The following is a 2,204-nucleotide window of genomic DNA, read 5'->3' on the forward strand; positions in this document are numbered from 1 at the left end:
GGTGCCGCCGTGGGCCAGCTCAAAACGGCCCAGTCGGTCGGCCACGGCGCCGGTGAAGGTGCCTTTGCGGTGACCGAACAGTTCGCTTTCAATGAGTTCGCGGGGGATGGCGCCGCAGTTGATGGGCACAAAGGGGCCGCTGGCGCGGGGGCCTTGGGCATGCAGCGCCTGGGCCACCAGCTCTTTGCCCGTGCCACTCTCGCCTGTGACCAAGGCGGTCGAGGACGAGGCGGCCAATGTTTGGATCAGGTCACGCAGGAACTGCGTGGCTCGGCTTTGACCAATGATTTGGGTTTTGGCGCTGGCTTTCATGGGGATCCGGTGTCTGTTGGGCTGGAGGGCTGTCAGTGCAATGCCGGGTGGGCGGTGCGCTGCCATGGCGGCGATTGATTTGGGTGTTTTGTCGAATTATCGACTTCTTTGTTTATAAATTAACAAATGCTATCTTAGCAAGTATTTAATGAAAAATACACTTTTATCGTCAAATTTCATGAATTTTTTGTGTATTTTACAATTCAAGTTGATTTTTAAGCCGCAAGTTGGTGCGTCAAACGCCCTCATGGCTCAAGACTTGGGTTTTGCTGTCGATGTATGCATCAAGTCACACCCCAGCTGCGCGCCCCTTCGGGCTGCGAGGGTGTTCATTTCTGGAGATGCTTTATGACCCCTCGTCTTTCATTGGCCGCCACTTTGCTCACCACCTGGGTTTTGGCGGGTTGCCAGGCCTTGCCTTTGAACCTCATGGCTCAGGAAAAAGCGGCAGCGCCTGCCGTCCCGGCTTCGATGATCACGCCCATGGTGGAAAAGCGCGAAACCCTGGTGGCCACGGGCTACGCGGTGATCAGCGTGCAAAACCACAAGAACCCGGCCCAGCAGCGTTTGTTGGCGATCCGTGCCTCCAAGCTCGACGCTTACCGATCTTTGACGGAGCAGGTGTATGGCCAGCAGCTCGATGCGACCACCACGGTGGCCGACATGACGATCATGAGCGACACCTTCCGCGCCAAAGTCGAGGGTGTGATTTATGGGGCGACCATGGTGAGCATCACCCCCGTAGGCGATGACACCTACGAGACCACCATGTCGCTGGACCAGCAGGTGGTGCGTGATTTGCGTGCGCTGTATTTGGGCCAGCTGACCGCCCGTCGCCGCTGAGTCACCCTCTACTGAAGCACTTGACTGGAAATGCCATGACCCTGACCCGCCCTGCTCCCTTGTTGGCCCCTCGGCCTTTGGCCTTTTGGCGCCGTGTTGGCGCGGGTTTTGGCTTGGGTGTGGGTTTGGGTGTGGGCCTGTGTGGCGGCTGGGTGGGTTCGGCTGCGGCGCAAAGCTTGACACCGGCCGAGTTGGCCGCCCGTGCCATGGCTTCGGCCCCGGTGCGGGCTTTGGCCAACGCCAAGGCGCAGACGATTTCCTCACGGGATTTGGTTCAGGCCCAAAACGAGGCGCAGCTGGACGCGATTCGTCAGGCGATTTTGGATGCCACGCTGGAGCGCCCGACCCGGGTGATCAGTTCGGCCTGGGTGGACGACAAAGGGGCTTTGCACGAGAGCGCTCATTTCCACTCTGAGGCGCAGGTGCGTGGGGTGCGGGTGTTGTCTTATGTGCAGGACGATGAGCCCAAGACCCGCGTCAGCGCAGAGGTGTTGCCGTGGGGCTGGAAACCATTGGGCGCAGACAAGACCTGTGCCGCGCCACCGCGCCCTTGGCGCTTGCCGCTGCTGGTGCAAACCGTGGTGCCTGAGGGTTTCAGTGGGCCGCAGCAGTTTGCCAGCCAAACCTTGTTGAACTTGGCGCAGCAGTCTTGGACACAGAACATGCAGGCTTCGCAGCGCTGGCGCACGCAGGCGCTGGCCGCCTACGAGGCCCCAGCAGCGGGCAACACTTACATGCAGGCCTTGACGGGACGCGAAGAAGCACCCAGCGGCTGGACGGCAGAGATGTCCCTTAAGCCGCATGCGCCCGAGCTGGCGCGCACTTGGTCTGAGCGTATGAGCCGGGGCTTGGTTATGCCCGAGGAAGTCTGGCGCTGGACTTTGAGCCTGAGCTTGGGCCAACGGCACACCCCTGCGGGCCAGATGGCGGTGCAGTGGCAAGTGAGCGAGGTGATTGCCATTTCACCCGCAGCGATGGCGCAGAACCCTACGGCTTGGGCGCAGCAGGTGCAAGGCCAGTTGCAAGCGCACATGCAAAGCTGGGTGGCG

At 60.8% G+C, this 2,204-nt stretch carries 3 protein-coding genes; 2 read left to right on the forward strand and 1 reads right to left on the reverse strand.

Going from position 1 to position 2,204, the window contains the following annotated elements; all coding sequences use genetic code 11:
* Positions 1 to 312: sigma 54-interacting transcriptional regulator (locus Q0341_RS03460; protein ID WP_299510582.1), on the reverse strand; the 312-nt coding region annotated here is incomplete at its 3' end.
* Between the two features lie 348 nt (positions 313 to 660).
* Between Q0341_RS03460 and Q0341_RS03465 the strand changes: the two genes are divergently transcribed.
* Positions 661 to 1,155: an LPP20 family lipoprotein gene (locus Q0341_RS03465; RefSeq protein ID WP_299510583.1), complete on the forward strand. Its 495-nt coding sequence runs from the start codon at positions 661 to 663 to the stop codon at positions 1,153 to 1,155.
* A gap of 35 nt (positions 1,156 to 1,190) precedes the next feature.
* Positions 1,191 to 2,204 (forward strand): hypothetical protein (locus Q0341_RS03470; RefSeq protein ID WP_299510585.1); only part of this gene is annotated, 1,014 nt, incomplete at its 3' end.

The organism is uncultured Limnohabitans sp., from assembly GCF_937889215.1.
In the GTDB taxonomy this organism is placed as follows: Bacteria; Pseudomonadota; Gammaproteobacteria; order Burkholderiales; family Burkholderiaceae_C; genus Limnohabitans_A.